Raw genomic sequence first — 19,271 nt, 5'->3', positions numbered from 1 at the left:
TTTAACCTAAATTAATTAACAATCAGATAATGTATTTTATAAAAAAAAGATTTTTAACAGCATTTATTATTCCTGTATTTAGTTTTGCTCAAAACCCAATTGTACAGACAAGCTACACAGCAGATCCAGCACCGATGGTTTACAATAATAAACTGTATTTATATACTTCGCATGACGAAGACAATTCTACATGGTTTACCATGAATGATTGGAAATTGTATACTACAGAAGATATGGTAAACTGGACAGATCATGGTTCTGTACTATCGTATAAAGATTTTAGCTGGGCTAAAATGAATGCATGGGCAATTCAATGCATAGAAAGAAAAGGCAAATTTTATTTGTATGCCCCAATTACAGATAATCAAGGACGAAATGGCATTGGTGTAGCAGTATCAGAGAGTCCGTATGGACCATTTAGAGATCCATTAGGAAAACCTTTGATACAAAACAGCAACGCCGATATTGATCCAACCGTTTTTATCGACGATGATGGACAAGCCTATTTATTATGGGGTAACCCTGTTTGCCATTATGTTAAATTAAATGAAGACATGATCTCTTACAACGATGAGTTAAAGATCTTTCCAAACACAATTGAATCATTTGGAAAACGTACTGGAAAAGAAGATACCCGCAGACCTACCACTTATGAAGAAGGACCATGGCTGTATAAGAGGAATAAATTGTACTATCTGTTTTTTGCCGCAGGACCTATTTCTGAGCATATAGGATATTCAACAAGCAAAAGTCCGCTTGGACCATGGAAATATCAAGGAGTTGTAATGCCAACACAGGGAGAGAGTTTTACAAATCATCCAGGAGTTGTAGATTTTAAAGGAAAAACGTATTTCTTTTATCATAATGGAGCTTTACCGGGAGGCAGCGGTTTTACCAGATCTGTAGCAGTTGAAGAATTGTTGTTTAATTCTGATGGAAAAGTCAAAGAAATGAATATGACAGAGGGTATAAAAAAAGGAATCAGTACTCTAAATCCTTATGCTAAGTCAGAAGCAGAAACGATAGCTTGGTCAAAAGATGTAAAGTCAATGCAGAATAAAGAAGTAGGCGTCTTCATTACTGCCATGAAAAACAATGCATTCACGAAAGTAAAAGATGTTGATTTTCGCGAATCGGGTGCTGCAAAATTTACAGCTCGTGTAGGTACCACCCACAATGGAAATGTGTCAATGGAAATTAGACTTGATAGTCTGGATGGGGAATTACTAGGAACAGTAAAAGTTCCTATGACGGGAGGAAATGACAGATGGGCTGTTGTTACAACAGATATTAAAAAAGTTTCTGGAGTGCATGATCTTTATTTTGTATACAAGGGTAATGCTTCTGATAAAATCATGTATTTTGATTACTGGATGTTTTCTAAATGACATTTTTAATTAACAATACTATTTCTTGCAATGAAAAGGAGTTCAATCATTAACAAAAAGATAAATCTTAAAAGGTCATGAATCTTAAAAATTTAATATTCGTATGTTTAGCGGGTTTCCTTAAACTAAACGCCCAGCCAGCAGTAAAAAGTCCAGACGGAAAACTTGCGGTGTCGATTTCTGTAAATAACGGAATGCCTCAGTATAGTGTAACATACAATGAAAAAACATTTATAGAAAAATCTCCATTAGGCTTAAAAACAAATGCGGGGGATTATAGCTCTGGATTAACTTTAGAAAAAAATAGCAGCCAAAATAAAATCGACGAATCCTATAAGCTCCGAAACATAAAACAAAGCAGTGTACATTACAGTGCTAACGAAGCCGTTTTTTCATTCACAAAAGATGGCAGACCTGCTTTAGATGTAATCTTTAGAGTAAGCAACAACAATCTGGCATTTAAGTATAAATTATATCCGCAGAAAGAAACACTTTCCTGCATAGTTCAAGAAGAAGTTTCAGGATTTTTACTGCCAAAAGGAACCACGACATTTCTTTGCCCGCAAAGTAATCCGATGACTGGATTTGCCAGAACAGCTCCCAGTTATGAAACTTCATATACACTAGATGATGTTCTCGGAAAGAATGGCTTGGGAAATGGATATACGTTTCCATGTCTGTTTAAAGTAAATAACAACGGATGGCTTTTAATTTCTGAAACAGGTGTAGACAGCGGATATTGTGCAAGTAGATTAATAGGACATGATAACGGATTATATTCTATTGGATTTCCGATGCCGGGAGAAAATAACGGAAACGGGACAACAGGACCAGGAATACCGCTTACAGGAGAAACGCCATGGCGTACTATTACAATTGGAGAAACACTTGCTCCGATAGTTGAGACCACTATTCCGTTTGATTTGGTTAAGCCAAAATATGAAGCCTCTAAAGAGTATCAGTATACAAAAGGAACTTGGAGCTGGATCATGAAAATGGATAACAATACCACGTTTCCTGTACAAAAGCAGTATATTGATTTTAGTGCTTCAATGGGATATGAAACCATTTTAGTTGATGCACTTTGGGATACGCAGATTGGTCGTGATAAAATAGCAGAATTAGCAGCATACGGTAAACAAAAAGGAGTAGGACTCTATTTATGGTATAATTCAAATGGATACTGGAATGATGCTCCTCAAGGCCCCAAAGGACTAATGGATAATACAGCACTCCGTCGAAAAGAAATGGCATGGATGAAAAGCATCGGAATTAAAGGCATTAAAGTTGACTTTTTTGGAGGCGATAAACAGGTGACCATGAAATTGTATGAAGATATTTTGACAGATGCTAATGAATTTGGAATAATGGTAATTTTTCATGGCTGTACTTTACCTCGAGGCTGGGAACGCATGTATCCAAATTATGCTTCTAGTGAAGCAGTTTTGGCTAGTGAAAATCTGCATTTTGGACAGCAAAGCTGTGATAATGAAGCTGTAAGTGCAGCAACACATACTTTTATTAGAAACACTGTAGGAAGTATGGATTTTGGAGGAAGCGCTTTAAATAAATTCTATAATAGTGATAACATTGCCAATAAAGGCTCCAAAAGAATGACCTCTGATGTATTTGCGTTAGCGACTTCGGTACTTTTTCAAAGCGGCGTGCAGCATTTTGCCTTAGCACCAAATAATTTATATGATGCTCCAGACTGGGCTATACAATTTATGAAAGAAGTACCAACAGTATGGGATGAAGTTCGTTTTTTAGAAGGATACCCAGGAAGGTATGTTGTAATGGCCAGAAGAAAGGGGGCAAAATGGTATATCGCTGGAATTAATGCTGAAAATAAACAGTTAAAGACAAAGATAAAACTAGAAATGCTTAATTCTGGTACGGCAGTAAATTACTATGCAGACGATGACCAGTTAAACGGAAAAGTGAGTAAACTGACAATAAGTAAAAACAAAGAAGTTGAAATAAGCATACCTCACAACGGAGGAATATTAATAACAAATTAAAAGCGTAAGAAAGTTGATGTCAACACTAAAATTAAATAAAAAAATATAATAGCAATTTATGCAGCAGTAATTGGTATTCTGAATAGTACATAAATGAGTTTCAATTGAAAATTTTGAGCCTGGTGGAAATTAATTATTAATTACCACTAGGCTTTTTTGTTACAATATTTATTATATAAAGAAGAAATATTTTTTAGCAACCGATTGTTGTTTTGATCTGTATAATCTATTTTTTTTCTTTTAAGTATAAGGTAAATTTTATAAAACTTTTTATAAAAGCCTTTTTAATAGTTTTTTACCTATATAATCGCCCTTTTAATCAATTTTTTATTGTTTTTTTAATATTATGTTTTTTGTAGAAAATCTGTCATTTGGCTGTTAAATCCATTGTTTTTTATTTTTAAATTAATTTTGAAATGAATAATTATTATTATTTAAATAAAAATATTATTCTTTATGTTTTTATATTGGTGTTTTTTTATATATAATTTAAAAATATCAATAGACAACCGATTGTTTTTTAAATTGTTTTTTTATATTTGTTACTGATATATTTAGTGTATTAGATTGATTCACATTAAAGTACTCAAAGATTAATTAAAAAGAAATTATGAACCACTAATTCAATTAAAACAAAAACAAACCACTAAACTATTTAACCAAACTAAAACAATAATTATGAAGTTAAAACTCAAAATTGCACTAATCGGACTGCTGATCGCGAGCAGTCATAGTATAATGGCGCAGTCAAAGACCATTAATGGCGTTATTACAGACCCTTCAGGATTTCCATTACCAGGTGCCAGTATTAATGTAGAAGGCAGTCAGAATAGCACATCAACAGATTTTGATGGTAAATACACTTTAAAAGGAGTTAATCCTACTGATAAAATAACTTATTCCTTTGTTGGTTTAATTTCACAAACAATTACGGTTGGAGAAAGAAATTCAATAAATGTTGCCCTTGTGCAATCGACACAAAATTTAAATGAAGTTGTAATAGCCTACGGTACTCAAAAAAGAACAAAGATTACGGGAGCAGTTTCGACAGTAAGCTCAAAAGATATTGCGGCAGTGCCTATTACGAATGCTGAATCAGCATTACAGGGACGTGCTGCAGGGGTTACAGTTGTAAATGGTGCGCCAGGTTCTAATCCTACAGTTAATATTCGTGGGCTGGCTACAATGGGAAACAGTGCACCCTTATATGTCATAGACGGAGTATTAACAGGTAATCTTTCAGGTTTAAGTCCTAATGATATTGAGAGTATCTCTGTATTAAAAGATGCATCGACCACAGCTTTATACGGTTCTAAAGCTTTTAATGGTGTAATTGTAGTTACTACTAAAAAAGGTAAAAAAGGACCAGGGCAGTTAACTTTTAGCACTTATGTGGGCGGGCAGGAAGTAACTAAAAGATATAGTGTTTTAAACACTCAGCAGTATCTTCAATATGCGAAAGATTTAGGAAGTGATTTAACAGCAAGAGCAGCTGAATTTGGAAACATAAATACAAATTGGCAGGATCAGATTTTTCAAACGGGAATTATGCAGGATTACAATTTGAGTTTTTCAAATGGTACAGAGAATTCTACAAGCCGTTATTCTGCAGAATATATGAAGCAGGATGGCGCTATTGTAAATACAGGTTTCGAACGTTATTCTTTTAGAGCTAATAACACGCAGGATATTGGTAAATTAAAAATAGGAAGCAACATTGGAGTTTCTTTCAGCACCATTAATCCAGAACGTACGTCAGGAGGAAGAACATTATTAGAGCATGCTATTAAAATGGCGCCGTACTTGCCAATTTACAATGAAAATAGCTTAGGAGGCTATCAAGGACCAAGTGCTATTGATGGGAATGATGCAGAAAATCCTGTTCGTGTCGCTAATTTAGGATATCAGAAAATTAATAACTTGTCTATAATTGGTAATATTTTTGCTGAATTAGAAATTTACAAAGGATTGAAATTCAGATCACAAGTTTCTTTAGATTACTATACAAGTAAAGACCATACTTTTATTCCAAGCTTTCAGGATGGTTCTTATCACAAACAGGCATTTTCTTCAACAAACGAAACAAATTCACAAGGGCAGACTATCGTTTTTGACAATAGCTTAACCTATAAAACGACTATTGCTCAAAAGCACAATCTTGAAGTGTTAGGAGTTATTACTAAAATTGATGGAAAATCTCAAAATCTAGCAGCCGGAAGCCGTTATTATATTTCAGATGAAATTGATCAGCTTCGTTATAATGAAGGAAGTTTAGGATCTGCTAATTACGAAGAAAAAAACATAGGATACATTGCCCGTATCAACTACGACTACGATGATAAATATCTTCTTGCTGTTTCAGGACGTAGAGATGCATCTTCTCGTTTTGGAGCTAATAACCGCTGGGGGAATTTTTATTCTGTTGCAGTTGGTTGGAATATAGCTAAAGAAAATTTTATGCAAAATTCTATTTTCAGCACATTAAAACTTAGAGCTAGTACTGGAACAACAGGAAACGACAGAATAGATAATTATCAATATAGTGCCACTTTATTGGCAAACTATAATTACCCTATTGGAGGAGCAAACGCACCCGGTGTTTCTTTGGGAGTTGCCGCTAATCCTAACTTAAAATGGGAGTCAAAATTAGATAGAAATATCGGTTTAGATTTTGGTTTTTTTGATGAAAAACTAACGGGTTCATTCGAATATTTTAACAATAAGAGTAGTGATATTCTGTTTGCAGTTCCTCTTGCAGCTTCTGTTGGGTCTGCAGGCGGCGGGACTCAGATTCAAAATATTGCAGACGTAAAAGTAAGCGGTTATGAAGTTTCAATAGGTTTCAATGACAGAAAAGGGGACTTTACATGGTCTGCAGTGGCAAATTTAGGGACAAGTAAAAATGAGGTAGTAAGTTTAGCGCCAGGAGTAACTAGTGTATTAGGCGGACCTTCGGCAAGAGCAGGTTTAGAGAATTTTTCAAGACTAGAAGTAGGTCAGCCGTTATTTTACTTTTATGGATATCAGACCAATGGAATTTATCAAAACCAAGCAGAAGTTGATGCGGTTTTTGGACCAGGACAGACTACAATTAAACCAGGTGATCTAAAAATTGTTGACCGCGATGGCAATAAAGTAATCAACGCAGATGACAAAACAAACATTGGAAATCCATATCCTGATTTCACTTATGGTTTAAATCTTAGTGCCGCATATAAAAACTTTGATTTCAATTGTTTCATAACTGGAGTTGCAGGTAATGATATTTACAATGCAAACACCTTTGATCTAAAAGGAATGAACCGTTTGTTTAACGCAAGCACAGATGTTTTAGATAGAGCAGTTGTTGTAAATGGCGTTGTAACAAATCCTTCAGCTACATTACCAAGAGCACAGGGAGCTGATATAAACTGGTCTTCAGCCAACCAGCGCTACATCGAAGATGGTTCTTTTACAAGATTAAAAAATATAGCCTTAGGATATACACTATCAGGAGATTCATTTAAGAGTTATTTCTCAAAAGCAAGATTCTACGTAAGCGGACAGAACCTTATTACTATCACAAATTACTCAGGTTTAGACCCAGAGATTGCACGTGCAGATGGTAATGCAAATTCAGCAGGAATTGATTTAGGAAGGTATCCACAGCCAAAATCTGTAATTTTTGGAATTGATGTTACATTTTAATATTTAAAGATGATGAGAAAAATAAAATATATACTTATAGTACTGTCTGGGGTTTTAACCATTACTTCATGTGACACTAGCGAATTAGAATTGAATAATCCCAATACTTTATCGCCTGAAACTTTCTTTAAAACCGAAGCACAAGTGCAGTCTGCAGTAAATGCTTCGTATGCAAATCTTCAGACAAGAGGACTCTATGGCAGAAATCTTTTCTTCGCGATGGATCTTATGGGGCATGATGCTTTAGGAAACCCACAGTTAGAAGGTAACAAAAAACCTTTCCAGGATTTTTCTTTTAACGGAGGAAACGATATTATTCAATATTACTGGGAATCTTGTTATATAGGAATATCCAGAGCTAATTTTGTGCTGGATAACGAAGAAAAAATCAATGCTCTTCCAAATTCTGTTTTATCTCAGGAAAAAAAGAATAAATATTTAGGAGAAGCTCATTTTTTAAGAGCATACTATTATTTTCTATTGGTAAGACGTTTTGGAGATTTACCAATTTATAAATCAGGTACTATTATTGGAAACGCAAGAAGCCCTAAAGCAGAAGTGTATGCCTTGATTGAAGAAGATCTTGTATTTGCATCGCAAAATCTTTTACCCAAAGCATCAGAATCAGTAGGAAGGGCAAATAAAGAAGTGGCTTATGCACATTTGGGTAAAGTATTGTTATATCAAAAAAAATACGATGAAGCCTTAGCAGCCTTTAATAATGTGACCAGTTACAGCCTCGAAGATAAAGGCAATTTTTACAACAACTTTATGGAAGAAACAGAACATGGTAAAGAATCTATTTTTGAAATTGAGTTTGACGAAAAAAATGGAACAGGTGATCAATGGGGAGCTGTTGGTGATAGCGGAGGAACAGGCTTTGATGAGTCAACGCTTAGAGGTCAGGAATATGGAAATCTTAGCTGGTACAATGTTTATCCGTCAGATAATCTTTTAGATTCATATGAAGCAGGTGATAATCGTTTTGGAGATACTTTTTATGTGCCAGGTTCCTCTTATTTAAAAGGAACAAAGGTAATGGTAGCAGGTAACTTTACTACCTCTGCAGGTATTAGAAGAGCCGGCTGGAAAAAATACCAAAACTATTACAATAGAGAAGATGAAGCAACCCGATCAAGCATTAACTTTAAAGTAATGCGTTATGCAGATGTACTGCTGATGAAAGCCGAATGCGAAAACCAAAGAAACGGCGGTTCTCAGACAGCTGCAATAGCATACATTAAAGAAGTGCGCGATAGAGCAAATCTGACAACTAATATTGCACCAACAAAAGACGCTGTTTTTGCAGCAATTGTGCACGAGCGTCAGGTAGAATTTGCCGGGGAACAATCTCGTTTTGATGATATCATAAGATGGGGTATAGCAAGTACTGTATTACAAGGAACAGGTTTTACTGCTGGTAAAAGCGAGTTATGGCCAATACCAAACAGAGAAACCTCGTCTAATCCTAAAATAAAACCAAGTGATAATAATCCTGGTTATTAAGGTTTTAAATTTTGGTTAGTTTAAGTTAAGTTAGTTTTGTATAAACAGCGCATTTACTGCGCTGTTTATTGTTTACGGTTTTCTGATTAGGAATATATTTAAAAAAATAAATATGGTTGTATATAAAAAAAACTCAAGCAGGTCTGTAATTAAAATTTCGTTTTTTTTAATGATCGTCATGATGACAACACCCATTCGAGTTACTGGACAGGAAAAAAAGAAGACGGAAAAAACACAATCCGAAAGACCGCAATGTAGAAATCTATTTAAGGAAGCAGGTTACAGCCAAGACGAAATAGACAAGAAAGTAGCCAAAGCCTATTATGATATATTCGAAGGGCCAAACAAAGTATATTTTGAAGAAGGAGAAACTTTAGGATATGTTTCTGATGTTAAAAATAAAGATGCCCGTACAGAAGGAATGTCATACGGAATGATGGTTGCCGTTCAGCTCAATAAAAAAGATGTTTTTGATCGTTTATGGAGGTGGTCTGTAAAATACATGCAGCATCAAGAAGGACCAAGAGAAGGATATTTTGCTTGGAGTGTAGATCCAAAGACCAAAAAACAAAATTCTCTCGGCTCTGCCTCAGACGGGGAATTGTATTTTATAACCAGTCTGCTTTTTGCTTCTAATAAATGGGGTAACGATACAGGAATAAATTATTATAAAGAAGCCAGAAGAATTTTAGATGCCATGTGGAAAAAAGATGGTACAGCGAATGTTCATAATATTATAAATATTGAGCACAAACAAATTTCCTTTGTGCCAGAAGGAGGAGGTTACAACTGGACAGACCCTTCTTATCATGTTCCTGCATTTTATGAAATATGGGCATTGTATGCTAAAGACGGTCATGAGCAGTTTTATAAAGAATGCGCCGATGTTTCGCGTAATTTTTTACATAAAGCCTGTCATCCTGTGACGGGGCTAAATTCAGATTATACAGAATTTAATGGAGAACCGCATCCGACACCTTGGATGCCTCCTGGATTCCGTTATGATTCTTGGCGAGTTCCTATGAACATTGCCATGGATTATACTTGGTACGGAAAAGATAAAGAATGGCAGGAAGATTATGCGAAGCGTTTTCAAAATTTTCTAAGATCTAAAGGATTAGACAAGTATGAAGATCAGTTTAATCTTGATGGTTCTACTCCCGATTTTATTCTTCAAGCCGGCCCTGTTAAAAAACTCAGACATTCAATTGGTTTAGTAGGAACCGCCGCTGCAGCATCGTTAGTAAATAAAGATAAAGCAAGCATGGATTTTGTTCACGCTGTCTGGAATGCCAAACTTGAACCTTATGAAGACGGTTACTTTGATCCCTATTATGATGGATTAATGTATCTCTTCAGTTTAATGCATCTTAGCGGGAACTACCAGATTATAACTCCAAAGAGTTAATTAGAATTTAAACTTAAAAGTAAAAGTATGAAACAGTTATCAGTTATAATACTATGGATATTTGTTTTGATAGGCGCTGCAGGTTTTGCACAGACAAACCCAGCTTCTGTTATCGAAGATTTTAAATCATCAACAATAAATCAGCCTGGGCAGGAATATCCAAAAGTCAATTCTCAAGGTTATGCACGATTTCAAATTTTAGCTCCCGAGGCTAAATCAGTTGTAGTAAGCCTTGGGTTAGGAGGAGCAAAAGGAGGAACGGTTCTAACAAAAGATCAGGATGGTTACTGGAGAGGCACCACGGCAGGTGCAATGGATGAAGGGTTTCATTATTATCATGTTACTGTTGACGGTGGAATTTTTAATGATCCAGGTGCACTTAACTTTTTTGGATCTACCCGTTGGGAAAGTGGTATAGAAATACCAGCGCATGATGAGGATTTTTATGCATTGAAAGATGTTCCTCACGGAAATGTACAGCAGATTCTTTTCCCTTCAAAAAGCACCAATACCTCACGTAGAGCTTTTGTTTACACACCACCTGGGTATAATAAAGATAAAAACATCAAATATCCTGTTTTGTATTTACAACACGGATGGGGAGAAGACGAAACGGCTTGGAGCAATCAGGGACGTGTAAATTTAATTATGGATAATTTGATTGCTGAAGGTAAAATAAAACCATTTATTATCGTCATGGCATATGGCATGACAAATGATGTTAAATACGGAGGTCTGGCTAGTTTCAAGATAGAACCGTTTCAGACTGTTCTTGTAGAAGAGTTAATTCCTTATATTGACTCAAATTTCAGTACAGTTCCTAATCAGGCCAATCGTGCCATGGCTGGTTTGTCGATGGGTGGAATGGAAACACATTCTATTACCCTTAACAGGCCTGATGTTTTTTCTCAATATGCACTTCTAAGTGGAGGTATTTATAAGCCGGAAGAGATTAAAGATAAATCAAAAGTAAAGTTGGTTTTTATAAGCTGTGGAAGTCGAGAAAGACCAGAGAATGTAGAAACTGCTGTAAAGACTTTGAAAGAGGCAGGATTCAATGCGGTCTCTTATGTTTCAGAAAATACAGGACACGAATTTTTGACTTGGCGCAGAAGCTTCCAAAAATTAGCACCGCTTTTATTTAAGTAAATCGAATTTTTCAGCTCAGTGCTGCGGTTCTCATATTCATTATCATTAATAGTATATAATATTTCTTTTAACTGTTTTTATCTTATTTTGAACAGTGAAGTACGGAAAAATAGCTCAGGTTGATTGTTTAGTACAAGGATTAGACAAAAACCTGAGTATTTTTTTTATTCATGTATCAAAAGGGAGTTTTTTGTGTCTTCTTTGTCTTTTAATTAAAAATAATCTTATATTTAAGGTTATTATTAACTGTTGTAAAGATTATAGATTATTAAATTAGATTATATGTTAAGAAAAGAGATATTTCTTGTGGATGATGATGATGACGATATTACCAATTTTATAGACGCCATCAGCTCTCTGAACAAAGAAGTGAACTGCCGCACTGCGGGCAATCCTATAAAAGCGCTTTCAGAACTCAATTCTACTGATAAACTTCCTGATTTGATATTACTGGATTATAATATGCCTTTTATAAATGGGCTGGAATTTATACGCCGTCTGCGCAGTTATGACAGGCTGGCAAATATTGAAGTGGTAATGTTTTCAACACCAGATGAGCATATTATGATTCCCTGGCTTTTAAAAAACGATACGATCGTAAAATATATTTCAAAGCCTGATACATTCGAGGAACTAAAATCTGTTCTAGATGAAATATTATAGGCAGCTCTCAGGCGAAGTCCTTTTGTTATAGCCAATTTGTTTATAGCATTGTACTGGCGTGCTTTTTAATTATATCTGACTTAATTATCTATGTGAAAAAACACATACAGCCATTCAAATCTTGGCAGATATGGATTATAAATTTCACAAATCATTACTATTAACGATGTGATTTTTTTCGAGACAGAATCAATAAGTCAGTTTTGTACTCATAACTGATTTCAATAACTTTTGTTTTCTTCTCGGTGCTTATTGCGCTGCATATCCTTATGGTGATGCTTTTTAGAGCTTTCCTTTTTCCTTTTTAATCATTTAGTTTTTTTCTTAAATCAGCCTGCACCTGCAGGTTATTTTTTTATATAGAATTTTCAAATTTAAGCCTGTCCATTTCACGCCCTAGTTTGTCCGTTTGGGATATTTTCTGATTTTAAAACCAGAACTGCAGCCATACTTTTGGCTAATAAATTAACTAATAGGTAAATGATTAAAACATCAGGATTATGAAAACAATATCAAAAATCACCAACCGTATAACAGCTTTAACTTCTAAGGTATTTTTAATTGCTGCTCTTTTTTTAAGCTTTAATGCTGTCAATGCACAATCAGAAAACCAGAAACCAAATGCAGTAACAATAAGTCCTGCTTTGGGAACACTAAAACAAGTTAATGCTGGTTTATTAAACGTAGGCTATACTGAAGCTGGGCCTTCCAACGGAACTACTGTAATACTGCTCCACGGCTGGCCTTATGATATTCACAGTTATAAGGAAGTGGTTCCTATTTTAGCTGCAAAAGGCTATAGAGTAATCACTCCATATTTAAGGGGATCTGGAACTACGACATTCCTTTCGAAAGATACTTTTAGAAACGGACAGCAAGCAGCATTAGCAACTGATATTATTGCTTTGATGGATGCGCTTAAAATTGATAAAGCCATTATTGGAGGTTTTGACTGGGGAGCTAGGACAGCGGTTGTTATGGCGGCACTTTGGCCTGAACGTTTACAAGGATTAGTTTCTGTCAGCGGTTATTTGGTTGTAAATCTTGAAGCTAATTTAAAACCGCTGCCTCCAAAAGCAGAATTAGGATGGTGGTATCAATATTACTTTGCAACAGAAAGGGGAAAATTAGGATACACTCAAAATACCTACGAGTTTAATAAACAAATCTGGCAGATCGCCTCTCCATTATGGAAGTTCGATAAAGCGACTTACGATCAAACGGCGCAGTCTTTTGATAATCCGGACCACGTAGCAATCGTTATTCATAATTACAGATGGAGACAATCACTTGAAGCGGGAGAATCTAAATACGATAGTTTAGAAAAACGTTTAGCAGCAAGACCTGCAATTAAAGTGCCTACTATTACAATAGGAAGCGATTTTGACGGTGCTTTCGCCGATGGAAAAGCGTACGCAGACAAATTCAAAGGAAAATATGAACACAGAATCCTCAAAGGCATCGGACATAATGTTCCTCAAGAAGATCCACAGGCATTTGCAAAAGCAATTATAGACGTCGATAATTTAAGTAAAAAATAAATAAAGTAAAAAGCAAGCACAACACACAATTAACATTTCACAACACACAATTAAAAAATTATGGAAACAAAAATTTTATACACAGGCAGGACACACACGACTGGCGGCCGCGAAGGAGCATCACAAAGTTCAGATGAACAATTGAATATTAAACTTAGTTCTCCAGGTTCTTCACGTTCTGGGACAAATCCAGAACAACTTTTGGCGGCAGGCTGGTCAGCATGTTTTATTGGTGCAATGGGAATTGCCGCCTCAAAGTTAAATATTAAACTTCCGTCGGATACTTCGGTAGATGCTGAAGTAGACTTGTGCGTGACAGAAGGTGCATATTCTCTTCAGGCAAGATTGAATATTAGTCTGCCAGGTCTAGATCCTCACACAGCAAGAAAAGTAGCGGATGAAGCACATCAGACCTGTCCTTACTCTAAAGCAGTAAGAGGAAATATTAATGTTGAAATTAATATCCTTTAAACATTTAAAATCAAAAGCCTCTTCGAATGAGGCTTATTATAGTCAATTTACATCATGAAAAAGATACAATTATTACCAGTTTTCATCACATTGATGCTTTTAATAGGAATGACTGTGTTAGGGCAAAATCCAGATAAAAGAGCAGAGAAAGGTTTTGCTTTATTAGAATTATACACTTCTGAAGGCTGCTCAAGCTGTCCGCCTGCAGATGAACTGATGGGAAGAATCCAAAATGAATATAAAAACTATGAGGTTTATATTTTGGCTTATCATGTCGATTATTGGGACAGACAAGGATGGAAAGATGTCTTTAGCAATTCAGCTTACACCAAAAGGCAGTACGATTATGCAAAATTTCTGGGAAAAGAACCAATTTATACACCACAGCTGGTTGTAAACGGAAAAACTGATTATATTGCTTCGCAGGAAACTACTGTTAGAAATGGAATCAAGTCTGCACTTTCAAAACCTGCAGCTGCCAAATTATTTCTCGAAGGCACTCAGGCCAATAATAATCTTAAAGTAAATTACAATATAGAAGGCGTTTTTAAAAACAGCAGCTTGTTACTTGCAATTGTTCAGAAAACAGCTAAAAGCAATGTAAAAAGAGGGGAGAATGCTAACCGCATTCTATCGCATTATCAAATTGTTCGTCATTTACAGTCGTCAGCTTTAAAAGATAAAAAAGGAATAGTATGGATTCATCTGCCAAAAAAAATTAATACAAAAGATTTTGAAGTGATTGGTTTTATTCAGGACAATAATACAGGAAGTGTTATGGGAGCATCACGAGCTGTGTTACAACAATCTCCGATTTTATGAAAACAGTTTTTTTAAGCTTATCCTGTTGCAGTAAAATGCCGGAAGCAAAACGTACCAAAAGTTTTAAGCGTAATAAAAGTGATCTTATTATAAAAGAAAATATCATGTTGTTAATGCAGGAGAATAAGGCACTTTGGCTTTGAAATTTGAACTTACTAAAGATAAAATCGGAACAGAAATATTTTGTTCCGATTTTTTTAGGGATTAAAAAATACTTTCAAAATATCCTATCTTTGACAAAGCGAGATCTAAAAACACATAAAAATATATGGAAAAAGTAAAAAACTTTCACGTTTCACGAAAGGTGATTTGGGGAAGTTCTATAGCATTGGCGGTTCTTGCTTCGATACCAAAGTTATTTGACGCTGGATCAACTCCTGGAGATATTGTCATCAATTCTTCGATTACCTTAATGTTCTCTATATTTATTTGGTATTATAATATTTACAGCCTTCCAAAGTTCTCGTCGCAGCGTACCAATAAAAGTTTGTTTAACTGGAAACTTTTGCTAAGTGTGATATTGGGGATTCTAATTATGGTTATTCTGGTAATTGGGCATCAGGAACTTTTTCAGATTTCTAAAATGGATGCTCCAATCATGTTTGAATTGCGGGGCGTATTAATTAATCTGATTGTTTATATGTTTCTGCATCTGCTTTTTCAAAACTATCAGACCCAGAAGATGGGACTGGAATTAGAACGCACGCATGCTGTTAATCTAGGAGCGCAGTACGAATTACTGAAACAACAGGTAAATCCCCATTTTTTATTTAATAGTCTCAATACGCTGAAATCTATGGTAGAAATTCAGGATCCGCAGAGTGCTGACTTTATTTTAAAATTATCTGATTTTTACCGTTTTACACTCGAAAGCCGAAAGTTAGATTTAATACCCTTAAAAGAAGAACTTCAAATTTTAGATTCTTATGTATTTCTGCTCAAAGCGCGTTTTGAAGATGGATTCGTTCTGATAAATGAAGTGGATCAAAAACAATACGAGTCTGTAGTTCCCCCTTTTACTGTTCAGTTATTAATAGAAAACTGCATCAAACATAACGTGGTTTCCCTTGAAAAACCATTGCGAATCAAGTTATACTCAGAGAACGATTTTTTAGTTATTGAAAATCCAATACAGCTCAAAAGAGGTGTTTTGTCAACAGGTGTTGGTCTGGATAACATCAATAATCGACTTATGCATTTAATTCATAAGGAAATTCAAATTGATAAAACCGAAACTATATTTAAAGTAAAAATACCAATGATCTATGACTATCATAATAATTGAAGATGAGGTAAAAACAGCCAAAGCGCTTGGGCAGCTTATTCTGAGCATCAGACCTGATACTCAAATTTTGTCGTATATACAGAGCATAGACGGTGCCGTGAGCTATCTGTCAGAAAATGATCAGCCAGATCTTATTTTCATGGATATTCAGCTGGCAGATGGTCTGTGTTTTGAAATTTTCAAAAATGTAGAGGTTGTATCACCAGTAATATTCTGCACCGCATTTGATGACTATGCAATTGAGGCATTTAAGTCAAACGGAATTGACTACGTATTGAAACCATTTTCAAGAGAAAGTATTGCACAGGCTATTAAGAAAGCAGCAGAACTGAAGAATTTCTTCCAAAGAAATAAAAAGATGATACCAGATTTCGAGTATTTATTGACACGAACTGGCGAGAATAAAGGGAAAAGCAGTTTTTTGGTTTTTAAAAACAATAAATACCAAACAGTTTTAACCGAGAATATTGCTTTGTTTTATATTAAAAATGAAACTCCAACCATCATGTGTTTTGATAAAACTGAATATCAAATTACACAATCATTAGATGAGGTTCATAAGCTGTTATCGCCCATACAATTCTTCAGGATCAACAGGCAGTATTTGGTGAATTTTGCAGCAATTAGAGAGGCAGAACATTATTTCTCTCGTAAGTTAATTATCAAATTAACCATTCCAACAGAAGAAAAATTGTTGGTAGGAAAAGAGAAAGCAACCGCCTTTTTGAACTGGCTGGAAAATAGGTAAAGATTAGTTTTTTTGTTTGATGTTTGATGTTTCATGTTTTGAAACTTAGGGATTAAGTTTCAAGTTTCAGTCCCGAAACCTCTGGCTCAGGTTGCCAAACGGGCAAAAAGAAAGATTATATAGATATCTGGACGACATGCCGTATAAACCAGAACTTTAGACATGAAACATGAAACCTGAAACAAAAAAAAAAATTAAAAGACCTTCGAAGGAGACAATCCATATTGTTTCTTAAAGGCAAATGAAAAATGGGAAAGGTCTTCAAAACCTACTTCAAGATAGACTTCAGTTGGGGTTTTTCCTTTTTCTTTTATCAGATAATAAGCCTTCTGTAATCTTTTTTGTAATAACCAACGGCTTGGCGAAACTTCAAAAATACGCTGAAAGTCACGTTTAAAAGTGGCCAAGCTTCTACCAGTGAGGTAGGCAAAACGGTCTAACTGTACATTAAAATGAAAATTCTTTTTCATGAAAGCTTCCAAATCAATTTTCCCCGGCTCATTAAAATCAAATAAAATATCTTTGAGTTCGGGTTTACATTGCAATAAAATGGTAATAGCTTCATTTACTTTTAAAGTTTGAAGTTCTTCTGTAATTAATTGATCTTCGTTGATATAAGGAATCAAAGATCCCATTAAACTTTTAAGCAGTGGAGTTTCTTCTAATTGAAAAACAGTTTCTGTTTCAGGACTTTTAATTAAACTGGTCTTCTGATTGTGTTTTATTGAGAAATCACGCAATGCTTCCTGATTCAAATAAATTGAAATGGATTGAAATGCAGCATTAGGATCAGGCTGTTTATTGAATTTTATGAGCTGATTCCTTTTGATAAATCGAAAATCTCCCGGTTTGAAAATATACTCTCTGATGCCGTTGTTTAAAGTAAGTATTCCTGAAATCTGAAAACTTAAAACATGTTCTGCAGCAAATTGTTCACCTTCGCGATTTTGGGTATAATAGCACGAATAAGCAATTGCTGGTGTTTTCTGATTTATTTTTGAATCGTTCATATTACAAATTTATAAAAAATGGTCAGCAATATTTAGTACTGACCATTACAGAATGTATTTAAATTATTCTTTTTTAGTATTATTGGTATACCATTTTCCTTGTGCGGTATCAAAAAAGCTTCCTGCTTCATCATGATCTGTTGATATACTAACATTCATCCAATTTTCCATTTCTTCTGTTCGCTTTTGGTCAGCATTTTTTAATATACCAATTGCTTCACTACCTAGTACCAAGTGTACTGGAGGGTTTGGATGAGACGCTAAATCCACCATCACTTTGGCTGCTTTTTCAGGATCACCAACAGCAACAAATTGTCCTCCTTTGAAAAAATCAGTACGTTGTTTTACCATTTCGTAGCCTTCTATTTCAGTTGCGTAAGACATAGAAGCGCCAGCCCAATCGGTACGGAAACCGCCTGGTTCGACACTAGTTACCAATATTCCTAACGAAGAAACTTCTTTGGCCAAAGCTTCGGTAAAGCCGCTTAGACCAAATTTTGCCGCCTGATACATCGTTAGGCCTGGATTACCAACGCGTCCGCCAATAGAACTGATTTGTAAAATCCTTCCTGACCCCTGTTTGCGCATATAAGGAAGGACGGCACGCGTAATCTCAATTGGGGCATATAAATTAGTTTCTAACTGACTGCGGACCTGCTCACTGGTGTACGCTTCGGCAGCCCCGATAATTCCGAATCCTGCATTGTTTACCAAGACGTCAATTCTTCCAAAATGTTCTGCAGCCGTTTTAACCGCACTATACACTTGTTCATAGTTAGTAACATCTAAGGCTAGCGGAAAGATTTGATCTTTGTAAAGAGCCTTCAAATCTCTTAACTGATCGATATCGCGGGCCGTTGCCACAACTTTATCACCGCTTTTTAAAACTGCTTCTGTAAGATTACGTCCTAATCCTCTTGAGCTTCCTGTAATAAACCATATTTTATTCATTGTAATTGTATTTAAATGTTCAGTACAAAATTACGGCAGAAGCAGGGATGAGTATTTTGTTAAAAAGCTCAAATTTATTTGTTAGAAAGCTCATAATTCTATAACGAAAAAGCCTGAGATAATCTCAGGCTTTACTATTCCAATAAATACTAAATCTATTCAGTTTTATGGGTAATGTAGTGAACAGTGTATAATTTTCTAAACATTAAATAAGTTATGCTTACCATTATAAAAGCAATAACAGCGTCAGTTACTGCAGAAAAGCCTAGTACTGCGAGTTTTGAAAAAAACGCAAAAGTGATATCAAAGAAAATACCCGCAAAGACCCATTCTTTCAACCGCAGTAACTTATTTGGAATTAATAACACGATAACTCCTGCGGCTTTAAACACACCAAGCAGGTAGATGAAATGTTCTGGATATCCTAATTGCTGTGTAATTCCCCAAACAATAGGATTTGTAGTAAGTTCGAAAAAACCGCTGGCTCCAAACCATAAAGAAGTTAAGATAACACCTGTCCAATAAATAATTTTTGTTGTTTTTGCATTCATGATTTTAAAATTTTAAGCTGTTAAACAGGGCAAATTTGCATCAGAACACTCTCATTAGATAATCATAAGT

15 protein-coding genes are annotated in these 19,271 nt (G+C 35.2%); 12 read left to right on the top strand and 3 right to left on the bottom strand.

Annotation, left to right across the window (positions count from 1 at the left end):
- Nucleotides 1–29 precede the first annotated feature (29 nt).
- From EDB96_RS14000 to EDB96_RS13945, 12 genes are all read left to right on the top strand, one after another.
- Nucleotides 30–1,388, top strand: coding sequence for a glycoside hydrolase family 43 protein (locus EDB96_RS14000; protein WP_134141439.1), 1,359 nt, complete (start codon nt 30–32; stop codon nt 1,386–1,388).
- Nucleotides 1,389–1,465: 77 nt separating this feature from the next.
- On the top strand, nt 1,466–3,409 hold the full coding sequence (locus EDB96_RS13995; protein WP_134141438.1) for a glycoside hydrolase family 97 protein: 1,944 nt from the start codon (nt 1,466–1,468) through the stop codon (nt 3,407–3,409).
- A gap of 678 nt (nt 3,410–4,087) precedes the next feature.
- Nucleotides 4,088–7,096: a SusC/RagA family TonB-linked outer membrane protein gene (locus EDB96_RS13990; protein WP_057118144.1), complete on the top strand. Its 3,009-nt coding sequence runs from the start codon at nt 4,088–4,090 to the stop codon at nt 7,094–7,096.
- 12 nt (nt 7,097–7,108) lie between these two features.
- The gene (locus tag EDB96_RS13985) at nt 7,109–8,602 is read left to right on the top strand and encodes a RagB/SusD family nutrient uptake outer membrane protein (protein ID WP_134141436.1); all 1,494 of its coding nucleotides are present in this window, start codon (nt 7,109–7,111) and stop codon (nt 8,600–8,602) included.
- 178 nt (nt 8,603–8,780) lie between these two features.
- On the top strand, nt 8,781–10,010 hold the full coding sequence (locus tag EDB96_RS13980) for a glycosyl hydrolase family 8 (RefSeq protein WP_134141819.1): 1,230 nt from the start codon (nt 8,781–8,783) through the stop codon (nt 10,008–10,010).
- Nucleotides 10,011–10,037: 27 nt separating this feature from the next.
- A complete protein-coding gene (locus EDB96_RS13975) occupies nt 10,038–11,159 on the top strand; it encodes an alpha/beta hydrolase-fold protein (RefSeq protein WP_134141435.1) in 1,122 nt (373 codons plus the stop codon).
- A gap of 282 nt (nt 11,160–11,441) precedes the next feature.
- Nucleotides 11,442–11,822: a PleD family two-component system response regulator gene (locus EDB96_RS13970; protein ID WP_134141434.1), complete on the top strand. Its 381-nt coding sequence runs from the start codon at nt 11,442–11,444 to the stop codon at nt 11,820–11,822.
- A 500-nt stretch (nt 11,823–12,322) separates the two neighbouring features.
- Entirely contained in the window at nt 12,323–13,363 is a 1,041-nt protein-coding gene (locus tag EDB96_RS13965; RefSeq protein ID WP_134141432.1) for an alpha/beta fold hydrolase, read from the top strand.
- A 60-nt stretch (nt 13,364–13,423) separates the two neighbouring features.
- Complete coding sequence (locus EDB96_RS13960) at nt 13,424–13,834, top strand: organic hydroperoxide resistance protein (protein ID WP_134141431.1); 411 nt, start codon at nt 13,424–13,426, stop codon at nt 13,832–13,834.
- A gap of 54 nt (nt 13,835–13,888) precedes the next feature.
- A complete protein-coding gene (locus tag EDB96_RS13955) occupies nt 13,889–14,656 on the top strand; it encodes a DUF1223 domain-containing protein (RefSeq protein ID WP_134141429.1) in 768 nt (255 codons plus the stop codon).
- A 268-nt stretch (nt 14,657–14,924) separates the two neighbouring features.
- On the top strand, nt 14,925–15,941 hold the full coding sequence (locus tag EDB96_RS13950) for a sensor histidine kinase (RefSeq protein ID WP_134141427.1): 1,017 nt from the start codon (nt 14,925–14,927) through the stop codon (nt 15,939–15,941).
- Nucleotides 15,922–16,689 (top strand): LytR/AlgR family response regulator transcription factor, encoded by a 768-nt coding sequence (locus tag EDB96_RS13945; RefSeq protein ID WP_057118131.1) that lies wholly within the window; start codon nt 15,922–15,924, stop codon nt 16,687–16,689. Before EDB96_RS13950 ends, EDB96_RS13945 begins: the two co-directional genes overlap by 20 nt.
- A 194-nt stretch (nt 16,690–16,883) precedes the next feature.
- Here the strand turns inward: EDB96_RS13945 and EDB96_RS13940 are convergent, their stop codons facing one another.
- The 3 genes from EDB96_RS13940 to EDB96_RS13930 form a co-directional block, all read right to left on the bottom strand.
- Complete coding sequence (locus EDB96_RS13940; RefSeq protein ID WP_134141426.1) at nt 16,884–17,699, bottom strand: helix-turn-helix domain-containing protein; 816 nt, start codon at nt 17,697–17,699, stop codon at nt 16,884–16,886.
- A gap of 63 nt (nt 17,700–17,762) precedes the next feature.
- A complete protein-coding gene (locus tag EDB96_RS13935; RefSeq protein ID WP_134141425.1) occupies nt 17,763–18,650 on the bottom strand; it encodes an oxidoreductase in 888 nt (295 codons plus the stop codon).
- A 155-nt stretch (nt 18,651–18,805) separates the two neighbouring features.
- Nucleotides 18,806–19,201: a DoxX family protein gene (locus EDB96_RS13930; RefSeq protein ID WP_057118127.1), complete on the bottom strand. Its 396-nt coding sequence runs from the start codon at nt 19,199–19,201 to the stop codon at nt 18,806–18,808.
- Nucleotides 19,202–19,271: the final 70 nt, after the last annotated feature.

This window comes from Flavobacterium sp. S87F.05.LMB.W.Kidney.N, assembly GCF_004366435.1.
Lineage (GTDB): Bacteria > Bacteroidota > Bacteroidia > Flavobacteriales > Flavobacteriaceae > Flavobacterium.
The sequence above is the reverse complement of the archived record's forward strand: the minus strand, read 5'-3'. Positions and strand labels throughout refer to the sequence as shown.